Raw genomic sequence first — 18624 nt, 5'->3', positions numbered from 1 at the left:
TTAGGGAAGATACCGCCGATCGGAAAATTGTCTTTTGATCTTCGTCAACGTCATCTCGCTGACCAGGCGGCTACATTACGGTCCCGAATCCCCCCCCGACTGATTTGGAAGATCGATCTTTACCCTGACTTCCGCACTCGGCCAGCTGGCGACCTGCAGGTCGACCATGCCGGCGTGGTGAGCACCTTCGCCTATAATGGCGCGGTGATGCCCGTGGACCCGACGACCTTTACCATTGGGCCGATTCAGGCGGGATAGTTAACTCCACATCGTTCTCCGGCGGAACTTTCAAGGGTTTCGAGCCAACGTTGTCGTGGCGGATAGGAAGCGCATCAGACTGTGCTCGACATAGGCAGTAAGGTCCATGTCATCGGGATCGAAGCTCCACCACAGCAGCGAGCCCTGCCAGTGAGTTGCCATCAGCAGGCCGATGTCGTCCGGAATGCCGCGGACGCCGGCGAAACAATCGGCGAGCATCCTGCCGAGTGCGGCCTTCCAGGCGGCGCCGCGCACCCTGAGCATCGGATCGCGCAGATCCTCGCGCAGGACGAGCAAACCTTCGGCATAGGACTCGATGTCGCCATAGCCGCTCGAGAGAGCGACCAGCAGCTCGACGGCGCCGGCCGGCGTCCTGGGGACGGAGCTCGCCACCTCCTCGGTCTTTCGGTCGAGCCCATCCCAGGCATAGAGCAGGGTGCGCTGCTTCAGTAGCGCCTTGTTCTTGAAGCGCTGCACCAGCGTCGAGCCTGAAAGGCCACTGGCTCGCGCCAGCCTTTCGAAGGTCAACGCTTCCGGGCCGTCGGCATGCATCAGCCGGTACGCGGCTTCCAGAACCTGCTCGTCGGACTGGGTTTTTGGCCGGGTCATCTTGACTCTCATTTATAAACGAATGATCATTTATAAATGAGGATCGCGGCAAACGCCAACCCTCGTTGTGCTGAGTTCAAGTTCGGAGGTCTCAATGACGCTTCAAGGGAAAGTCGCTCTCGTCGCCGGCGCGACGCGCGGCGCGGGCCGCGGAATTGCGGTCGAGCTGGGCGCTGCCGGCGCCACCGTCTATGTCACGGGCCGTACGACGCGCACCCTGCAATCGGACTATCAGCGCCCCGAGACCATCGAGGAGACGGCCGAGCTGGTTACCGCGCAAGGCGGCAAGGGTATTGCCGTGCAGGTCGACCATCTGATCTCCAAAGAGGTGCAGAAGCTTGTCGCGCGTATCCGCACGGAGCAGGGCCGCCTCGATATCCTGGTCAATGACGTCTGGGGCGGTGAAAAGCTGTTCGAATGGAACAAGTCCGTCTGGGAGCACAATCTGGACAACGGCCTGCGGCTGCTGCGGCTTGGGATCGACACGCACCTGATCACCGCGCATCACGCGTTGCCGCTGATGATCGAGCGTCCAGGCGGGTTGCTTGTCGAGGTCACCGACGGCACCGCCGAATACAATGCCGACCACTACCGGCTATCGCCGTTCTACGATCTCGCCAAGGTGGCGGTGAACCGCATGGCATGGGCGCATGCCAAGGACCTCGAAAAGCATGGCGCGACGTCCATCTCGCTGACGCCGGGCTGGCTGCGCTCGGAGATGATGCTGGAGGCATTCGGCGTGCGAGAAGAAAACTGGCGCGACGCCACAGCCAATGTGCCGCATTTCGTCATATCCGAGACGCCGCGTTTCGTCGGCCGCGCTGTCGTGGCACTTGCCTCGGACCCGCAGCGCTCACGCTGGAACGGCCAGTCGCTGTCCAGCGGTGGGCTGGCGCAAATGTATGGGTTCACCGACCTCGATGGATCGCGCCCCGACGCCTGGCGCTATGTCCCGGAAGTCCAGGACGCTGGCAAGCCGGCCGATGCGACCGGCTACCGATAGAGAAATTCCAGGAAAAGTGCGTAGCGGTTTTCCGTCCGGAATTGCGTAAAAACAAAGCTTCAGGCCGAGCGGCCGTCGAACTCGAAGACTTCGATCGCGGTCAGGTCAACATCGTCCAGGCAGTTGATGTTGACATAGGCGGATCGCTCGCTGCCCTGACTGACATCCTCGGCAAACGGATGGATGCCGCAGGTGCGGCAGAAGCGATGCGCGATTTGAGCCTTGCCGAAGGTGTAGCGGCCGAGGTCGTCGCCCCAGGCAACCAGATTGAGCGTCTCATGCGGCACGGCCCACAACAGCGCGCCCTTGCGCCGGCAGATCGAGCAGTTGCAGCGCACGGCCATGCCGAGCTCGCCCTCGACCTCGAACGCCACCTTGCCGCAGTGGCAGCTGCCTTTGTACAGCATCAGCATCTTCCCATCGCTGGCAGGGTGCAAAGGCACGCTTGCGGGGTTATCTCTTTGCCGGCCCAACATCAGGCCGTGCCTAAAAGACGTTGCAACTTTGCAAGGCCCGACATCGAAAATGCAATCCATCCGCGACCGTCTTGAAATCATCCTGTCACGTCTTGCCAATCGCGCGGGTAACGAGAAGGTCTATACGAAGCTCTATGCCGGGGCCGCGCGAGCGGCGGCCGACGCATCCGATGCCCGCCGCAAGGCCGGCATCGGCCTTGGGCCGCTCGACGGTCGGGTCGTTTCGGTCAAGGACCTGTTCGATGTCGCCGGCGAGCCGACGACAGCCGGGTCGCTGATCCGCGCCGGCGCCGTGCCGGCGACGCGGGACGCGGCGATCGTGCAGAGGCTGCGCCAGGCCGGCGCCGTCATCCTCGGCAAGACGAACATGACCGAGTTCGCCTTCACCGCGATCGGCGACAATCTTCATTACGGCACGCCGGGCAATGCGGCCGATCCCAGCCTCATCCCGGGCGGCTCGTCATCGGGCGCGGGCGTGGCGGTCGGCGAAGGCACGAGCGAGATTTCGATCGGTTCGGACACCGGCGGTTCGGTCCGCATCCCGGCTGCGCTGAACGGCGTCGTCGGCTTCAAGCCGACGGCGCGGCGCGTGCCCTTGGCCGGCGCCTTTCCGCTGTCGATGACATTGGATTCGATCGGCCCGCTTGCCCGCAGCGTCGCCGATTGCGCGATCGCCGATGCGATCATGGCGGGGCAAGAGCCTGCAGTCCTTCAGCCGATCACGCTCGCCGGCCTGCGCGTCGGCATACCGCGGGGCGTGCTGTTCGGCGACACGCAAGCCGAGGTCGCCGGAGCTTTCGAGACCTGCATCGACAGGATCAGCCAGGCCGGCGCCCGTGCCGCCGACTTGTCCATCGACGATCTCATCGCGGAGATGCGCCTTGCCACCAGGCGTGGCACGATCGCCTCCATGGAAGGCGCCGAAGTGCATGCCGACTGGCTGAAGAGCGACACGTCCGTGCCAGTCGATCCGCATGTCACCGGGCCATTGTCGCGCGCGCTGGCCATTCCCGCCTCAGCCTATATCCGCACGATCCGCCGTCGCGGCGAGCTTGTGGCGGCCATGGCGGAGCGGCTGGAGGCGGTCGATGTGCTGGCATTGCCGACCGTGCCGATGGTCGCGCCCTCCATTGCTGCCATGGCCGGCGACGAAGCGCTGCGCGACAGCACGGAAGGGCTGCTCTTGCGCAACACGCAGGTCGGCAACCAGTTCGACCTCTGCGCGATCTCGCTGCCGATGCCCGGCACCAAGCTGCCGGCCGGATTGATGCTGGTGGGCAAGCATGGAGATGATCACCGGCTGCTGCGCATTGCCGCCGCGGTCGAGACGCTGCTTGGCCGTTGAGAGAGGCGCGCCGCAAACCGAGGCAAATTGGCGTCAGCGAAATTTGCCGTTGCGTTCCTTCGCGCCCCCCTCTGGCCTGCCGGACAGAGCGGGCGCTGTCCCTCTGTCATCTCTGGCTGCACCGTCGCGATGGTCGCTGGTACTAGAGCGTTTCACCGTTTCACGGAAACGGCGAACCGCTCTATCCCTTTGTTTTTATGCAATTCCGGACGGAAAACCGCTCACACTTTTCCTGGAATTGCTCTAACCGTTGACCGGAAAGCGTCGCCGGTAGTGCTCGATAACTTCCGGATTGCGCAGGTTGACCGGCAGTTTGCCGGCCAGCACCAGCAGCGCCTCGCCGGCGGCGCCGACGCCCATGCGCATCATCGATTCCTCGGTGATGCCGGCCATATGCGGAGTGACGATGACGTTGTCGAAGCCGAAATAGGGATGGTTCGGCGGCAGCGGCTGCGTGGAAAAGACGTCGAGCGCGGCGCCGCCAATGCGGCCTTCTCGCAAGGCTTCGATCAGCGCCTCGTCGTCCACCACCGGGCCGCGCGAGACATTGATCAGAAGCGCATTGGGTTTCATGCGGGCGATGCGCTCGCGGCTGATCAGGCCGCGCGTCTCCTCGGTCAGCGGGCAGCAGAGCACGATGATATCGCTCTGCTCGACCAGCGCGTCGATCGACAGGAAGCCGACGCGCTCGGGCGCCGGGCGCAGGCTTCGCGTGGTTGCCACGACATTGAGGTCGAAGCCGTGCGCGGCGATATGGCCGACGGCCTGGCCGACCGCGCCGAGGCCGACAATGCCGATCGTCTTGCCGGAAAGCTCGCTGGTCGAATTGGCATGCTCGCGCCCGGCAAGCCAGCCCTTGGCGCGCAGGTCGCGGTCCATCACACGGAAGCACCGCAGCAGCGCGAGGGCGGTGAACATCACATGCTCGGCGACCGAGCGGGCATTGACAGCGGGCACGTTGGCCACCAGCACGCCGGCGGCGGTCGCGGCTTCGACCGGGATCATGTCCAGCCCGGCGCCGTGGCGGATCGCGGCGCGCAGGCTCAAAGCACCGGCAAACAGCCCCGGCGGCAGCAGCGCGCGCACGATGATGATGTCGGCGTCCCGGGCCTCAGCGGTCAGCGTCCTGGGATCGAGCGCGGAAGCGACCACAAGCTGGCCGGCGCCGGCCAGCATGGCCGTGGCGCGAGGATGCAGCGGATGCGTCGACAGGATCTTGCGCATGAGCTCAAGCTTTCTCGAGCGCCGCGCCTTTCGGCTCCATTCCGCGGCCTTCGATGATCCCCTTCCAGTAGCTCTCGGCGCCCTGCAAATGAGCATTCATCAGGGCTTGGGCGAGATTGCCGTCGCGGCGCAACAGCGCCTCGTAGATCTGGATATGCTCGGCATGCGAGCGCACGCTGCGTTCGGGATCGTTGAAATAGATCGGCAGGCGCTGCTCGCCCATCAGGTAATAGACGCTGCAGATGTTGTGGAAGACGCTGTTCTTGGTGGCGCGCACGATCTCGAGGTGGAACTCGCGGTCCTCTTTGGCGAGGCCTTCGCCGGCGGCGATGCGCTCTTCCGAGGCTTTCAGGATCTCGCGCAGGCGTTCGAAGTTCTCTTCCGTGGCGCGCGAGCAGGCAAGCTCGGCCGCCTTGATCTCGTGGATCTTGCGCAATTCGACCGTCTCGTAGATCTGCACCGGATCGAGCGGCAGGCCCGCGCGCGCGAACAGGGCCAGCGCCTCGACACTCGCCTGCTTGGTGTCGATGTAGATGCCGGACTTGGCGCGCCGCTCGACGATGCGCATGGCTTCCAGGATGGCGAGCGCTTCGCGGATCTGGCCGCGGCTGACGCCGAAATGTTCCGCCAGCTCGCGCTCCGAAGGCGTGCGGCCGGACTCCTTGTCCGAGTTGGAGAAGAGATAAGCGGCGAGTTCCGCGAGAAGGTTCTTTTCTTTCATCGTCAAATACGTTGCGCGTGCGCCTCCAGGAATCGCTCGGAGATGGTGAATCCCAATCCAGGCTTTTCAGGGATCGCTATCATACCGTCCTTCGCTTCGACAGTCTCCTCGACAAGGTCGTGGATCATTGGATTGGCGCCGAGCGAATATTCGATGATGAAGGAGGCGGGCGATGCGGCACACACGTGCAGCCCGGCAAAGAAGCAGGGCGCGCCGGCCCACAGATGCGGCGCGAAGCGCAGGTTGAAGGCGCTGGCGATGGTGCCGATCTTCATCGCCTCGCTGATGCCGCCGCAAAACGCCGGATCCGGCTGGAAGATGTCGGCGGATTTCAGCACCGCCAGATCGCGGAAGGCGTAGCGCGTCGCCTCGCTTTCGCCGGTGGCGATCGGCGTAGAGCCGGAGGCGCGCACTTCGGCCATGCCCGCCTTGTCGTCGGCGATCACCGGTTCCTCGAACCAGGCAAGGTCGAGATCGGCGGTGAGCTTGATGAAGCGCTTGGCCTCGGCGACGGTGTAGGTGCCATGCGCGTCGACCATCAGCTCGACATCCGGGCCGATCGCCTGCCTTGCGGCGCGCACGCGTGCGGCCGAAACATGCGGGGCGCCGTCCATGGCGCCGACGCGCATCTTCAGCGCCTTGAAGCCGCCCTTGGCGATGTAGGATTGCAACTGTTCGCCGATCGCGTCGGCGGCAGCCCAGCCGCCCGAGGCATAGGCCTGCATGCGCTCGACCTTGCGGCCGCCGAGCAGCCGCCACACCGGCTGCCCCAGCGACTTGCCGAGAATATCCCAGAGCGCGATATCGACGGCGCTGATCGCCGCCACGCTCATGCCGCGCCGCGCCAGCTGCGGCATGGCATGGCCGGCATGCGCCGCCGTCTCATGCCGCACGCCGTTGTAGAGCATTTCCCAGATGATGCCGATATCGGCCGGATCGCGGCCGATGAGCTGCGGGCCGACCTCGTGGTTCAGCATATGCACGAGCGCGCCATAGCTGCCGGCGCTGCCGGCGGCGTTCTTGCCCTCGCCCCAGCCGACCACGCCGTCACCGGTCTCGATGCGCAGAATGGCGGCGTCGAACGTCGTCACCTGACCGAAGTCGCTGCGATGCTGCTTCGCGACTTCGATCGGGATACGAACCCACCAGGCTTGGACGCTTTTGATGCGCATGTGTTCCCTTCGGCCCCTCCGCCCCGCCGGGCGGAAGGATTTCAATCGGAGGTCTACTTGATCAGCGGCAGCAGCGTTTCAGCGGTGATGCGCATCTGGTCGGTGTAGAATTTCTCCGTGAGCACGCTGGAGCCGTGGTCCTGGATGAATTTGAGCTGCTCGGGCGAGATGTCGACCGGATTGCGCTCGACCATCTCCGGATAGGGCGCGGCCGGCGTGCGGTCGACGGGCGCGACGAATTCGTTGGTCAGCGCGCCGTCATAGCCGACTTCCTTCAGCGTGCGCACGATCTTCGGCCAGTCGATCTGGCCAAGGCCGGCGGCGAAGCGGTTGTTGTCGGCGACATGGAAGTCGAACAGGCGCTTTCCGACCTGACGGATCGCGTCATAGACGTTAAATTCCTCCATGTGGATATGGTAGGCATCGAGGCAGACGCCGCATTCGGGGCTCACCGCATCGGCGAGCGCCAGCGCCTGGGCGCCGCGGTTGAAGAGATAGGTCTCGAAGCGGTTGAGCGGCTCGACGGCGATCCTGACGCCGACCTTCTTGGCATGGGTGAAACACTCGCGCGTGGCGTCGACCACCCAGCCCCATTCCTCCGCCTCGGTGCCGTCCGGCACGACCTTGCCGACGGTCGCGGGCACCAGCGTGATGATCTCGCCGTCGAGTTCGCTCACCATGGTGAGCACGTCCTTGACATATTTGACCGAACGCTCGCGCTGGCCCTGGTCCTTGGCGGCGAGGTTGCGCTCGCCCAGCATCAGCGTCACCGAACCCCAACAACGGATGCCGTGCTCCTTGAGCAGCGCGCGCGTCTCCTTGGTCTTGTACTGCTCGGGCTCACCGGAAATCTCGATCGATTCGTAGCCGAATTTCTTGATGCGCTTGAGCGTCACCTCCAGTGGCTCCGCCCGCATCCAATTGTGCGTCGAAAGATGCATGGTCTATCCTTCCCAGAATTCGCCAGTCACATTTACCCCGCGACGCCTCCGACCGAAGCGGTCGCATGATTCCTCCCCAAGGCACTGCCAGCATTTTTCCTCGAAACTGGTTCGACCAATTGGGTTCACCATGACCTCTACAGCAAATTTTCATGCGCGGCAAGAAGTGGCCGCCGGAGGCCGGGCCGGCCGTGTAATTACGTGATTTAATAAGATAATTTCCCCTCGTGAGCCGTAAGGTGGCGCCTTCCCAGGGGTTTTCGACCGCTTGACCGACCCATTGGATTTGGTAATACCAGAATGACGCAGTGCGTAGACGCCGGTGAGATTGACCAAACAGACTGGTCCTCGCTCCAATCGGCGCTATGCTTGGTCGTGAAAACGAAGAGGGAGGATGCCGATGCCGACGACGATGAAGGGCCCCGGCCTGTTTCTGGCGCAGTTCGCGGGCGACGCCGCGCCGTTCAATTCGCTCGCTTCGATCACCAAATGGGCGGCAGGTCTGGGCTACAAGGGCGTGCAGATCCCGACCTGGGACGGACGCCTGTTCGACCTCAAGAAGGCGGCGTCGTCGAAGGCCTATTGCGACGAGGTGAAAGGCATCTGCGCCGAGGCTGGCGTCGAGATCACGGAATTGTCGACGCATCTGCAGGGCCAGTTGGTGGCTGTGCATCCAGCCTATGACGCGCAGATGGATGGCTTCGCGCCGCCATCGGTGCACAACAATCCCAAGGCGCGGCAGGAATGGGCCGTCGAACAGATGAAGTTCGGCGCCAAGGCATCGCGCAATCTCGGGCTGAATGCCTCGGTATCTTTCACCGGCTCATTGGCGTTCCCTTACCTCTATCCCTTCCCGCAACGGCCGGCGGGGCTGATCGAGGAAGCCTTCGGCGAACTCGGCAAACGATGGAAGCCGATCCTCGATGTCTATGAGGAAAACGGCGTCGATGTCGGCTACGAGATCCATCCTTCGGAGGATGTGTTCGACGGAGCGACCTTCGAGATGTTCCTCGACGCGGTCGGCGGCCACAAGCGCTGCAACATCAACTACGACCCGTCGCATTTCCTGTTGCAGCAGCTCGACTATCTCGAGTTCATCGACATCTATCACGAGCGGATCAAGGCATTCCACGTCAAGGACGCCGAGTTCAATCCGACCGGGCGGCAAGGCGTCTATTCGGGCTACCAGGGTTGGGTGAACCGGGCGGGCCGCTTCCGTTCGCTGGGCGACGGACAGGTGGATTTCAGCGGCATCTTTTCCAAGCTCACCCAGTACAATTACGATTCCTGGGCGGTGCTGGAATGGGAGTGCTGCCTGAAACATCCCGAGGACGGCGCCGCTGAAGGCGCACCCTTCATCCAGCACCATATCATCCGGGTGACGGAGAAGGCCTTCGACGATTTCGCCGCCGGTACAACGGACAAGAAGCTGCTGCGGGCGATGATGGGGATTTGACACGACTTCGCCTCCCGCCGAGGGAGGTACATCCAAGACACGAGGGAGACAGGCATGGTCGGCGCATCGAAGTCGGAAGCGGGAGGCGGCCCGATCCGCTACGGCATGGTCGGCGGCGGGCAGGGCGCCTTCATCGGCGCGGTGCATCGCATCGCGGCGCGCATGGACAACGATTTCGTGCTGGTGGCCGGCGCGCTGTCGTCGGATCCAGCGCGGGCCAAGGCATCGGCCGAAGAACTCGGACTCGATCCCGCGCGCAGCTACGGCTCCTATGCCGAGATGGCCAAGGCCGAAGCCAAGCGTCCGGACGGCATCGAGGCGGTGGCGATCGTCACGCCCAACAATGTGCATGTGCCGGCGGCCAAGGCCTTCCTCGAGGCGGGCATCCACGTCATCTGCGACAAGCCGCTGGCGACCTCGCTGGCCGAGGCGAAGAAACTCGCGGCGCTGGTCGAGAAGACCGGCAAGGTGTTCGTGCTCACCCACAATTACACCGCCTATCCGATGATCCGGCAGGCGCGCGAGATGGTGGCCAAGGGCCAGCTCGGCGACATCCGCATCGTGCAGTCGGAATATCCGCAGGACTGGCTGACCGAGGATCTCGCCGCGACCGGCCAGAAGCAGGCCTCCTGGCGCTCCGATCCCAAGCAAGCCGGCGCCGGCGGCGCGCTGGGCGACATCGGCACGCATGCCTATAATCTTGCCCGCTTCGTGTCCGGGCTGGAGCTGGATTCCTTGTCGGCCGATCTCGACGCCTTCGTGCCGGGCCGCCAGCTCGACGACAATGTCAACGTCATGCTGCGCTTCAAGCCGGTCGGCAACAAGCATCCGGCCAAGGGCATGATCTGGGCGAGCCAGGTGGCGCCAGGCCACGAGAACGGGCTGAAGCTGCGTGTCTACGGCTCCAGGGGCGGGCTGGAATGGGTGCAGGCCGATCCGAACTATCTCTGGTACACGCCGTTCGGTCAGCCGAAGCAGCTGCTCACCCGGGCCGGCGCCGGCGCGATGCCGGTCGCGGCGCGCGTCAGCCGCGTGCCGTCCGGCCATCCGGAAGGCTATCTCGAGGGTTTTGCCAACATCTACCAGGAGGCCGCCCGGGCCATCCGCGCCGCGCGCCGGAAGGGCGGCAAGCCGACCAAGGATGTGGTCTTCCCGACGATCGCGGACGGTGTCGAGGGCATGGCCTTCATCGAGGCCTGCGTGAAGTCGTCGAAGAAGAATGGGGCGTGGACGAAACTTTAGGGGTCGTGCGCGTCGCCTGAGGGGAGTCCCCCTCACCCGGATTGCCAGCCGAATTGGAAACGCAATTCGGGGCAATCCGACCTCTCCCCGGCGGGGAGAGGAGGGGGCGCCGGCGCCGACGACAACCTCTTCTCCCCACCGGGGAGAAGGTGGCCGCGAAGCGGCCGGATGAGGGGGAGTGCGGCCCGCCAGCGCAAATGGCTGGTCGCAAGCGGGGAGGGGTGTCGATGAAAATCGGCATGTGTATGTTCTTGTGGACCACCAGCGTCTCGAAGAAGCACGAGGCGCTGCTGAAGGACATCAAGGCGACCGGCTTCGACGGCGTCGAGATACCGGTCTTCGTCGGGGTGCCCGACGACTACAAAAAGCTCGGCGAGATGCTCGACCGCATCGGCCTGGAGCGAACCGCGGTCTCGGCCATGGGCGATCCGGCGATGAATTTGATCTCGCCGGACGCCGCGACGCGTAGGGCCGGCATCGACTACATGAAATGGGCGATCGACTGCAGCGCAGCCCTCGGCGCGGACCGGCTCAGCGGGCCGCTGCATTCGACGCTCGGCGCCTTCTCCGGCAGCGGGCCGACTTCCGCCGAAAAGAAGCGCTCGGTCGCCTCGCAGCGCGCCATCGGCGACCATGCCGGCAAGAGGGGCGTGACCATCGGGCTGGAGGCGCTCAACCGCTTCGAATGCTATCTCGTCAACACCATGGCCGACCTGTCGGAGCACATCGACGCGATCGACCGGCCGCACATCAAGGCGATGTACGATACTTTTCATGCCAACATCGAGGAGGCCGACCCGATCGGCGCCTATACGAAGCATCGCCGAAACGTCGTCCATATCCATATTTCGGAGAACGACCGCGGCGTGCCGGGGCGCGGCAACATCCCCTGGAAGGAGACTTTCGCGGCGATCCGCAAAAGCGGCTATGACGACTGGCTGACCATCGAGTCGTTCGGACGCTCGCTGAAGGACCTGGCGGCGGCGACCAAGGTGTGGCGGGATTTCGCGGAAAGCCCGGAGGCGGTTTATCGCGAGGGGTATAAGCATATCAGGAATCGGTGGAAGAAGGCCGCTTAGGTGCACCGATATTCAGGTGAGGCCGGCCTGCAAATGGCGGCCTCCTGCGCTTCCGGTGCTCACGTACTTCAAGTACGCTCCGCTCCGGTTCTCGAACGCCACCATTTTCGACTCGGCCTGACCTGAATCTCGGTACACCCTCGTGCGCTGAGCTTATCAACCCCGCTCGGCCTGCAGCCTGTTGTAATCATGCAGCGTGCGGCTCAGCCTGCGGCGCAGGAAGTTCGAGATGTTGTCGAAGATGAAGACGACGAGCAGCGTCAGCAGCACCATGTAGAAGACGTTGGCCCAGTTCGAATTGGTGCGCATCGCTTCCCATAGTTTCAGGCCGATGCCGCCGGCGCCGACGGCGCCGATGATGGTCGCGCCGCGGGTGTTGGATTCCCACTGATAGAGCGTCTGGCTGATGAAGACCGGCACCACTTCCGGCAGCACGCCGTAGCGCTGCACCAGAATGCCGTTGGCGCCGGTCGAGAGCACGCCTTCGCGCGGCTTGTCGTCGATGTTTTCCAGCGCCTCGGAATAGGTTTTGCCCAATGTGCCGATCTCGGTGAAGAAGATCGCGGCGCTGCCGGCCAGCGGTCCGGGGCCGAAGGCGCGGGTGAAGAACAGCGCCCAGATCAGCATGTCGACCGAGCGCATGAAGTCGAAGAAGCGTTTCAGCACCTGGCTCAGCACGCCGCTCGGCGTGATGTTGCGGGCGGCGAAGAAGGCGAGCGGGAAGGCGACGATGGCGCCGAGCAGCGTGCCCAGGAACGCCATGACGATGGTCTGCAGGAGCTTCGTCCAGACATCGCCGTGCTGCCACTGCGCGTTGTTCCAGATGTTGTCGGCGGCCAAGGCGAGGTTGGACGTGCCGGGCTGAAGCTCAGGCCCCGAGACGATCAGCGAGATGACCTCGCCGGCCGGTTTGCCGAAGAAGGGCGAGCGCGTGTCGAAGACGAAATTGGCCCAGCCGAGGAAGCGCTTGCGCACCTTGACGCGGTCAACGGTGACGCGCACCTCGCCGGCAAAGCCCATCTTGGCGACAATCTCGTCGTCATGGACGGTCACCCAGTCGGGCACCGGACCTGTGACCACCGGCTTGCCGCCGGTCAGCGTTATCGGCACGGTCACGCCATTGGCCGTGATAGTCGCCCTGGTCTTGTCGAAGGTGACGGATTTCGCGTCGCCGTCGATCTGAACCGTGAAGGTGCCGCCGGGGTTTTTGACCACCCAGTCGGGATCGGGGTTCTCGCCGAGCGCCGAGAAGCGCGGATATTTCGGCGTGATCTGAGGCTGGTCGAGCCGGAATTCCGGCTGCAGGTCGTAGCTGATCCATTGCGACAGGAAGAGCGGCAGGCGTTCCCAATGCGACTCGCGCAGCACCTGCGGCAGGCTGAAGAACCACAAGGCATAGGCGAGGTAGAGCACCGTGCCGGCGATCAGCAGCAGCGGCCAGAAGCGCTTGTAGACAGGACGCTGGAATATCAGCGGATGGCGATCTTCGATGGCGCTTAGTTCGGAGGCGGTCACTGCCATGGCTTACTCTTTGCTCCTGACCATGATCTTGTCCGAAAACCGGCGTCCACTTTTCGCTAACGCGGTCCTTCGGTTCGGGATCATGGTCACGCGCTCATCAGGAAAGCCTGCTCGCCGACGAGCTTGCGGCGCAGCCAGGCGGAGAACTGGTCGACGAGGAAAATGGTGACGAAGAGCAGGAGCACCAGCGCCAGCGTCTTGGCGCCGAAGCCGCGCGAGATCGAAAGCTTCAGCTCCTCACCGATGCCGCCGCCACCGACCGCGCCCATGATGGTCGAGATGCGCACGTTGATCTCGATCCGAAGCAGCGTGTAGGACATGAAATTGGGCAGCACCTGCGGCAGGTCGGCGAAGCGCACGCGCTCGAACCAGTTGGCGCCGACCGCGCGCAGGCCCTCCTCCGGGCGCATGTCGATGTTCTCATTGATCTCGTAGAACAGCTTGCCCAGCGCGCCGATCGAATGCAGGCCGATGGCGATGATGGCGGCGACCGGGCCGATCGAGACGATGGCCGCGAACAGGCCGGCGATGACGATCTCCGGGAAAGCGCGCAGCAATTCCATGAAACGCTTGACGACAAGCCGCAGGATCGGGTTCGGCGTCAGGTTGCGCGCGGCGATGAAGGAGAACGGAACGGCGAAGACGAAGCCGATGAAGGTGGAGACCAGCGCGACGTTCACCGTGGTCAGCATCAGCTCGAAATATTCGGGAATGTAGAGGCCGCCCCAGACATAGACGCGGCCGAGCGGGAAGTTGAATTCCTGCGTGCCCTTGTCGTTGGGCGAGGCGATGTCGAACAGCGCGCGCCAGACGTCGTTCCAGTCCTTCGGGACCAGCCAGCTCAGGAAATCCAGAAGATGCGGCAGCCGGTCGAAGAAATGGCCGGCATTGGCCTCGTCGGCGAACCACATGGTGGCGCACATGGCGATGAGCAGCAGACCGACGCCAAGCGCGGTGTAGAAGCGGCGCAACGAGGTCTGGCGCCGCCAGGCGTCCGCCTGTTGCTTTGTCGCGTCGGAATGGAGTGTCGCTGATGTCATGATGTGGACATGCAAAAAGGGCGGCGTTTCGAACGCCGCCCTTTTTCCTGTTGCCGTTAGCCGCCGATAGCGGCTTTGCGGGCCTCGACGATGACGCTGTAGAAGTCCGGCTTCACCGGCACGTAGCCGGTGAAATCGCCGCCCTCGACGCCTTCGAAGCAGGCCTTGTCCTTGGCCGGCAGGGCGGTGAAGAAGGCGGTCAGCTTGGCGGTCATGTCGTCGCCGAGCGCGGTGCGCACGACCAGCGGGCCGTTCGGGATCAGGCCCGAGCGCCAGACTTCGACGAAGTCGTTCGGGTCGACGGCGCCCTTGGCGACTTCCTTGTGGAAAGTGCCTGAGGTGTAGCCGTTCTTGAAGTCGCCGATGCCCGAGGAATCGTCCACGGCAACGTCGACCTTGCCGTCGCGCACGGCGAGCACGTTGTTCTCATGGCCGCCGTTGAACTGGGTCGAGGCAAAGTAGGTCTCGTTCGAAGCACCGGTGTCCTTCGGAATCTGGGTCAGCGGGATCAGGTAACCCGAGGTCGAGTCCGGATCGGCGTAGCCGAGCTTCTTGCCCTTGGCCGACTTGATGTCGGTGATGCCGGAAGTCTTCAGCGCCAGGCCGATCGAATAATAGCCGGTCGAGCCGTCGGTCTGCTTGGTGGTGAGGATCGGGGTGACGGCCTTCGGGTCCTTGAGATAGACGCTGGCATAGCCGGAGGCACCGAGCTCGGCGAAGTCGAGCGTGCCGCCGAGCAGGCCCTGGATGACGCCGTCATAGTCGGCGGCCGGGAACAGCGACACCTTCTCGAAGCCGAATTCCGACTTCAGGTGGTCGGCGAGGCACTGGTAGTTGCGCAGGCGGTCGGTCTCGTTCTCGCCGCCGAGGATGCCGACGCGGAATTCCTTGATGTCAGCTGCGTGCGCGGCGCTTGTCGCCATGGCGAGCAGCGAAACCGCCCCAAAAACCATCTTCCTGAACATTTCGATCTCTCTCCTGTTGTTCCGGCTGCGCGCCGGCGGCGTTCTGATTTTTCAAGTCTTGCCGTTGACGCTGGCGGGCGATCCGGGTTGCTCTGCTGAAATCCACGACCTGCCCGGACCGAATGGGCCAGGGCGGTGGGCTCAGTAGCCAGGAAAGGCTGGTTCGAGCGGTCCGGCGGATGCGGTGATCTTCGGCTTGATGGTCACGCTGGTCGACGTGATGGCCTCGGAGATCTCGGCGCCGCTGGCATCGGCGCCATAGACCGTGCGCACGGCGTTGCGGTCGAGGTCTTCCGGGGCGCCGTCGAAGACGACCTTGCCAGCGGCCATGCCGATGATGCGGGTGCAATAGGCGCGCGCGGTGTCCAGCGTGTGCAGATTGGTGACGACGGTGATGCCTTCGCGCAGGTTGATGTCGCGCAGCGAGTCCATCACCACCTTGGCGTTGAGCGGGTCGAGCGAGGCGATCGGCTCGTCGGCCAGAAGTACTTTCGGCTCTTGCATCATGGCGCGGGCTATCGCGACGCGCTGCTGCTGGCCGCCGGACAGCGTGCCGGCCGGCTGCAACGCGGTGCGGGCGATGTCGAGACGCTCGAGCGCGGCCACCGCCTCGGCGCACTCGGTGCGCGTGAACATGCCGAGCAGGTTGGAGACCGTCGAGCGGTGGTTGAGGCGGCCGAGCAGCACGTTGGTCAGCACGTCCAGACGCGGCACGAGGTTGAACTGCTGGAAGATCATGGCGCAGTCGCGCTGCCAGCGGCGCAACGGCGAACCCTGCAGGCTGGAGACCTCGGCGCCGTCAAAAAAAATCGACCCCTGGCTGGGATCGATGAGACGATTGATCATACGCAAAAGCGTCGACTTGCCGGCGCCCGAGCGGCCGATGATGCCGACCATCTGACCGCGCGGGATCGAGATGTTGATGTCGCTGACAGCGGTATTCTTGCCAAATCGTCGGGTTACGCCACGGATTTCGAGCGTGGCCGATGATGCTGACATACCAAAACTCCAGTCCGTCGCGCTTTTGCAGGTCTGTTAACCTTCGCTAGCGCAGGCCGATGAAGCTGCGGTGTCGGATTGATGTCAGTTTTGTTACGAGTCACAGGCCATCCTTGTTCATGCATGTCGTTACCCCAAACCGCCGCGCACTTTTGGGCGACATGCATCCGGATCAACCAAGCACCAGCAGTTCCTCGAAATGCTTCATGTCCTTGAAACTGCAGAAGGCCGCGGGCCTGAGCTCGATCACCGGGGCCTCGCGCTCGAGGAATGACAGGCAGTCATCGAACAGGTCCCGCCAGGCGCCGGCCCGCTCGTTGGCGAGGCGGCGGATCTGGTAGGCAAAGGTGATATGGAAAACATAAGTGTCGTGGTCCGGATGGCGGTAGCCGAACGGCACCGACAGCGCGTCGCGCCAAAGGCGTAGGATGCGCTCGTCCTCCGCGGAAGCACCGGCAACCGTAAGGCCGTTCGGCGTGATGTGGACGGTCTTGACGCGGAAGGATGGGCAGGCCTCAAATCCCTCCAGGCGCTGCAGATAGAGCTGGGTCATGTCGTCGATGCTGGTGTCGAGCGGCACGTCGGACGGCCAGTAGGGAAGGCGCCGCCGATACTCGATGATGCCCTGGAACAGCGTCATATGCAGGCTGGAGATCGGCGTGAAAGCGAGGCGATCTGCGTCGGGCATGGCCAGCATGCGATCACGCGCCTCGACAATTGCAGCTTGCGAAGGCGAGCCTTGGACCAGATGGCAGACGACGGTGTTGCCCGGTTCGAGGAGGAAGTTGCCAGCGGTGTCGTAGCGGGTGCCGAGATGGGTAGGCTTCGTCGGATTGGTGCCTTCGAAAAATCCCGCGAGCGAGGGTCTGATTGTGTCGGGCATGGCGATCTCCTTGGGGAGATGGCGTCCTGTCCGAGTCATGTGTCAAGGTGGTGAATGGTGAATGGTGAATGGTGAATGGTGAATGGTGAATGGTGAATGGTGAATGGTGAATGGTGAATGGTGAATGGTGAATGGTGAATGGTGAATGGTGAGAAGAAGAGCTTCGTTGCCATTCACTATTGACCATTCACCATTCACGATCTTCAGCCGCCATGCTTCTCCAAAAACGCCTCGGCCTCCAGCTCGCGGAAATCGTCGAGCGCGGCGCGCAGCCTTGCATGGTCCCAATCCCACCAGGCTAAAGCCTGGTAGCGCTCGGCGGTGCGGCGGTCGAAGCGCTCGCGGATCGGCTTTGCCGGCACGCCGCCGACGATGGTGTAGGGCGCGACGTCCTTCGACACCACCGCGCCCGCGCCGACAGCCGCGCCGTCGCCGACGGTGACGCCGGGCAGGACGGTCGAGCCGTGGCCGAGCCAGGTGTCGTGGCCGATGATGACGCGCCTGGCGCGGCGCTGGGCAAAGAACTCGCTTTCATGCTCGGCGTCATCCCAATAGTCGGAGGCGCGGTAGGTGAAATGGTGCAGCGTCGGCCGCCAGGTCGGGTGGTTGGTGGCATTGAGGCGAACGCTCGCCGCGATGTTGGAGAACTTGCCGATGGTCGCGCACCACACGGCACAGTCCTGCATCATGTAGGAATAGTCGCCGAGCTCGCATTCGGCGACGCGGCAGCGCTCGGCGATCTCGGTCCAGCGGCCGAGCGTCGAGTTTTCGACCTGCGCCGTCGGATGGATCAGCGGCGCCTCCGAAAGCTTCTTCATGCGGCGATCTTTCCGGCCGCGAAAGCGGTGACGTCGATGACGCGATCGGCCACCGCGTCGCGCACGTCGAGGTCGTGGAAGATGCCGAGCAGGGCAACGCCCGCCGCCTTCTTTGCGGCGATGAGCTCGACCACGACATCGCGGTTCCTGGCATCAAGCGAGGCGGTGGGCTCGTCAAGCAGCAGGATTGGATGCTCGGTGATGAAGCCGCGTGCGATGTTGACGCGCTGTTGCTCGCCGCCCGAGAAGGTCGCGGGCGGCAAGGCCCAGAGCTTTTCCGGCAGGTTGAGTTGCGCCAACAGCGAACGCGCCTTCGCCCGCGCGCTTTCCCTGTCCTCGCCGCGTTCGACCAGCGGCTCGGCGACGACGTCGAGCGCGGAAACGCGCGGCACGGTGCGCAGGAACTGGCTGACATAGCCGATGGTGTGGCGGCGCACGGAAAGGACGGTGCGCGGGCTGGCGGAAGCGAGGTCGATCAACCCGCCGCCATGCTGGACGATGATCTGGCCTTCATCGACGGCGTAGTTGCCGTAGAGCATCTTCAGGATCGAGCTTTTTCCCGCACCCGACGGGCCGCCGAGCACGGCGCATTCGCCGGCGCGGATCGAGAAGGAGACACCCGTCACCACTGGCAGCGTGACGCCGTCGCGCAGATGCATGGTGAAGCTTTTGGCGACGTCGGAAACGACGAGAGGAGTGGGCATTAGAAGGTGCTCCGGTTGTCGTGTGTCGGCGGGAGGGTACAGCCCTTTCTCCCCGTCACTATACGGGGAGAAATGTCCGGCAGGACAATGAGGGGCAGCGCCGGAGCCCGGCTGAGGAGTCGCTCAGCGCAAACCGAAGCTAACGGGGCGAGGTTGGCGTCCACGGCG

The 18624-nt window shown here is 63.9% G+C and carries 18 protein-coding genes; 5 read left to right on the top strand and 13 right to left on the bottom strand.

Annotation, left to right across the window (positions count from 1 at the left end; genetic code table 11):
- Positions 1–288 precede the first annotated feature (288 nt).
- Complete coding sequence (locus tag WDX12_RS04475) at positions 289–867, bottom strand: TetR/AcrR family transcriptional regulator (protein WP_434724069.1); 579 nt, start codon at positions 865–867, stop codon at positions 289–291.
- Positions 868–961: 94 nt separating this feature from the next.
- On the opposite strand from WDX12_RS04475, the gene WDX12_RS04470 reads away from it, so the two are divergent.
- Positions 962–1870 (top strand): SDR family oxidoreductase, encoded by a 909-nt coding sequence (locus WDX12_RS04470; RefSeq protein ID WP_434724068.1) that lies wholly within the window; start codon positions 962–964, stop codon positions 1868–1870.
- A 59-nt stretch (positions 1871–1929) separates the two neighbouring features.
- Here WDX12_RS04470 and WDX12_RS04465 read toward each other — a convergent pair whose 3' ends face one another.
- Entirely contained in the window at positions 1930–2277 is a 348-nt protein-coding gene (locus WDX12_RS04465) for a GFA family protein (RefSeq protein WP_434724067.1), read from the bottom strand.
- Between the two features lie 118 nt (positions 2278–2395).
- Between WDX12_RS04465 and WDX12_RS04460 the strand changes: the two genes are divergently transcribed.
- Positions 2396–3691 carry an amidase gene (locus tag WDX12_RS04460; RefSeq protein WP_434724066.1) on the top strand — a complete coding sequence of 432 codons (1296 nt, stop codon included), beginning with the start codon at positions 2396–2398 and terminating at the stop codon, positions 3689–3691.
- A gap of 243 nt (positions 3692–3934) precedes the next feature.
- Here WDX12_RS04460 and WDX12_RS04455 read toward each other — a convergent pair whose 3' ends face one another.
- The 4 genes from WDX12_RS04455 to WDX12_RS04440 are packed head-to-tail and all read right to left on the bottom strand — an operon-like array spanning position 3935 to position 7749.
- Positions 3935–4915 (bottom strand): hydroxyacid dehydrogenase, encoded by a 981-nt coding sequence (locus tag WDX12_RS04455; RefSeq protein ID WP_434724065.1) that lies wholly within the window; start codon positions 4913–4915, stop codon positions 3935–3937.
- A gap of 4 nt (positions 4916–4919) precedes the next feature.
- Positions 4920–5636: a FadR/GntR family transcriptional regulator gene (locus tag WDX12_RS04450; RefSeq protein WP_320216915.1), complete on the bottom strand. Its 717-nt coding sequence runs from the start codon at positions 5634–5636 to the stop codon at positions 4920–4922.
- Positions 5637–5638: 2 nt separating this feature from the next.
- Positions 5639–6808, bottom strand: coding sequence for a mandelate racemase/muconate lactonizing enzyme family protein (locus WDX12_RS04445; RefSeq protein ID WP_434724064.1), 1170 nt, complete (start codon positions 6806–6808; stop codon positions 5639–5641).
- Between the two features lie 53 nt (positions 6809–6861).
- Entirely contained in the window at positions 6862–7749 is an 888-nt protein-coding gene (locus WDX12_RS04440; protein WP_320230675.1) for a sugar phosphate isomerase/epimerase family protein, read from the bottom strand.
- Positions 7750–8149: 400 nt separating this feature from the next.
- Here WDX12_RS04440 and WDX12_RS04435 point away from each other — a divergent pair, with 400 nt between their 5' ends.
- From WDX12_RS04435 to WDX12_RS04425, 3 genes are all read left to right on the top strand, one after another.
- Positions 8150–9205 carry a sugar phosphate isomerase/epimerase family protein gene (locus WDX12_RS04435; RefSeq protein ID WP_434724063.1) on the top strand — a complete coding sequence of 352 codons (1056 nt, stop codon included), beginning with the start codon at positions 8150–8152 and terminating at the stop codon, positions 9203–9205.
- A 54-nt stretch (positions 9206–9259) separates the two neighbouring features.
- Complete coding sequence (locus WDX12_RS04430) at positions 9260–10447, top strand: Gfo/Idh/MocA family protein (RefSeq protein ID WP_320296955.1); 1188 nt, start codon at positions 9260–9262, stop codon at positions 10445–10447.
- A gap of 227 nt (positions 10448–10674) precedes the next feature.
- A complete protein-coding gene (locus WDX12_RS04425; RefSeq protein ID WP_434724062.1) occupies positions 10675–11526 on the top strand; it encodes a sugar phosphate isomerase/epimerase family protein in 852 nt (283 codons plus the stop codon).
- Positions 11527–11682: 156 nt separating this feature from the next.
- Here the strand turns inward: WDX12_RS04425 and phnE (WDX12_RS04420) are convergent, their stop codons facing one another.
- From phnE (WDX12_RS04420) to phnL, 7 genes are all read right to left on the bottom strand, one after another.
- A complete protein-coding gene (phnE, locus tag WDX12_RS04420) occupies positions 11683–13047 on the bottom strand; it encodes a phosphonate ABC transporter, permease protein PhnE (RefSeq protein WP_434724061.1) in 1365 nt (454 codons plus the stop codon).
- Positions 13048–13133: 86 nt separating this feature from the next.
- Positions 13134–14087 carry a phosphonate ABC transporter, permease protein PhnE gene (gene phnE / locus WDX12_RS04415; protein ID WP_434724060.1) on the bottom strand — a complete coding sequence of 318 codons (954 nt, stop codon included), beginning with the start codon at positions 14085–14087 and terminating at the stop codon, positions 13134–13136.
- Between the two features lie 56 nt (positions 14088–14143).
- Positions 14144–15052 (bottom strand): phosphonate ABC transporter substrate-binding protein, encoded by a 909-nt coding sequence (phnD, locus tag WDX12_RS04410; RefSeq protein WP_434724059.1) that lies wholly within the window; start codon positions 15050–15052, stop codon positions 14144–14146.
- Between the two features lie 141 nt (positions 15053–15193).
- On the bottom strand, positions 15194–16051 hold the full coding sequence (phnC, locus tag WDX12_RS04405) for a phosphonate ABC transporter ATP-binding protein (protein ID WP_434724058.1): 858 nt from the start codon (positions 16049–16051) through the stop codon (positions 15194–15196).
- Between the two features lie 172 nt (positions 16052–16223).
- The gene (locus WDX12_RS04400; protein ID WP_434724057.1) at positions 16224–16934 is read right to left on the bottom strand and encodes a DUF1868 domain-containing protein; all 711 of its coding nucleotides are present in this window, start codon (positions 16932–16934) and stop codon (positions 16224–16226) included.
- A gap of 203 nt (positions 16935–17137) precedes the next feature.
- Entirely contained in the window at positions 17138–17752 is a 615-nt protein-coding gene (locus WDX12_RS04395; RefSeq protein ID WP_434724056.1) for a DapH/DapD/GlmU-related protein, read from the bottom strand.
- Positions 17749–18456 carry a phosphonate C-P lyase system protein PhnL gene (phnL, locus tag WDX12_RS04390; protein ID WP_434724055.1) on the bottom strand — a complete coding sequence of 236 codons (708 nt, stop codon included), beginning with the start codon at positions 18454–18456 and terminating at the stop codon, positions 17749–17751. The genes WDX12_RS04395 and phnL overlap by 4 nt, the downstream gene beginning before the upstream one ends.
- Positions 18457–18624 lie beyond the last annotated feature (168 nt).

This window comes from Mesorhizobium sp. RIZ17 (assembly GCF_051127865.1).
Lineage (GTDB): Bacteria > Pseudomonadota > Alphaproteobacteria > Rhizobiales > Rhizobiaceae > Mesorhizobium > Mesorhizobium humile.
Note: the sequence above shows the minus strand (reverse complement) of the source record. Positions and strands in the feature narration are given on the sequence as shown.

What these genes read in the sequence shown, in the direction of transcription:
- WDX12_RS04445 (WP_434724064.1), bottom strand. Translation starts at nt 6,808, where the DNA reads ATGCGCATCAAAAGCGTCCAAGCCTGGTGGGTTCGTATCCCGATCGAA.
- WDX12_RS04450 (WP_320216915.1), bottom strand. Translation starts at nt 5,636, where the DNA reads ATGAAAGAAAAGAACCTTCTCGCGGAACTCGCCGCTTATCTCTTCTCC.
- phnE (WP_434724060.1), bottom strand. Translation starts at nt 14,087, where the DNA reads ATGACATCAGCGACACTCCATTCCGACGCGACAAAGCAACAGGCGGAC.
- WDX12_RS04425 (WP_434724062.1), top strand. Translation starts at nt 10,675, where the DNA reads ATGAAAATCGGCATGTGTATGTTCTTGTGGACCACCAGCGTCTCGAAG.
- WDX12_RS04430 (WP_320296955.1), top strand. Translation starts at nt 9,260, where the DNA reads ATGGTCGGCGCATCGAAGTCGGAAGCGGGAGGCGGCCCGATCCGCTAC.
- phnC (WP_434724058.1), bottom strand. Translation starts at nt 16,051, where the DNA reads ATGTCAGCATCATCGGCCACGCTCGAAATCCGTGGCGTAACCCGACGA.
- phnE (WP_434724061.1), bottom strand. Translation starts at nt 13,047, where the DNA reads ATGGCAGTGACCGCCTCCGAACTAAGCGCCATCGAAGATCGCCATCCG.
- WDX12_RS04395 (WP_434724056.1), bottom strand. Translation starts at nt 17,752, where the DNA reads ATGAAGAAGCTTTCGGAGGCGCCGCTGATCCATCCGACGGCGCAGGTC.
- phnD (WP_434724059.1), bottom strand. Translation starts at nt 15,052, where the DNA reads ATGTTCAGGAAGATGGTTTTTGGGGCGGTTTCGCTGCTCGCCATGGCG.
- WDX12_RS04475 (WP_434724069.1), bottom strand. Translation starts at nt 867, where the DNA reads ATGACCCGGCCAAAAACCCAGTCCGACGAGCAGGTTCTGGAAGCCGCG.
- WDX12_RS04435 (WP_434724063.1), top strand. Translation starts at nt 8,150, where the DNA reads ATGCCGACGACGATGAAGGGCCCCGGCCTGTTTCTGGCGCAGTTCGCG.
- WDX12_RS04460 (WP_434724066.1), top strand. Translation starts at nt 2,396, where the DNA reads ATGCAATCCATCCGCGACCGTCTTGAAATCATCCTGTCACGTCTTGCC.
- WDX12_RS04400 (WP_434724057.1), bottom strand. Translation starts at nt 16,934, where the DNA reads ATGCCCGACACAATCAGACCCTCGCTCGCGGGATTTTTCGAAGGCACC.
- WDX12_RS04440 (WP_320230675.1), bottom strand. Translation starts at nt 7,749, where the DNA reads ATGCATCTTTCGACGCACAATTGGATGCGGGCGGAGCCACTGGAGGTG.
- WDX12_RS04465 (WP_434724067.1), bottom strand. Translation starts at nt 2,277, where the DNA reads ATGCTGTACAAAGGCAGCTGCCACTGCGGCAAGGTGGCGTTCGAGGTC.
- WDX12_RS04455 (WP_434724065.1), bottom strand. Translation starts at nt 4,915, where the DNA reads ATGCGCAAGATCCTGTCGACGCATCCGCTGCATCCTCGCGCCACGGCC.
- phnL (WP_434724055.1), bottom strand. Translation starts at nt 18,456, where the DNA reads ATGCCCACTCCTCTCGTCGTTTCCGACGTCGCCAAAAGCTTCACCATG.
- WDX12_RS04470 (WP_434724068.1), top strand. Translation starts at nt 962, where the DNA reads ATGACGCTTCAAGGGAAAGTCGCTCTCGTCGCCGGCGCGACGCGCGGC.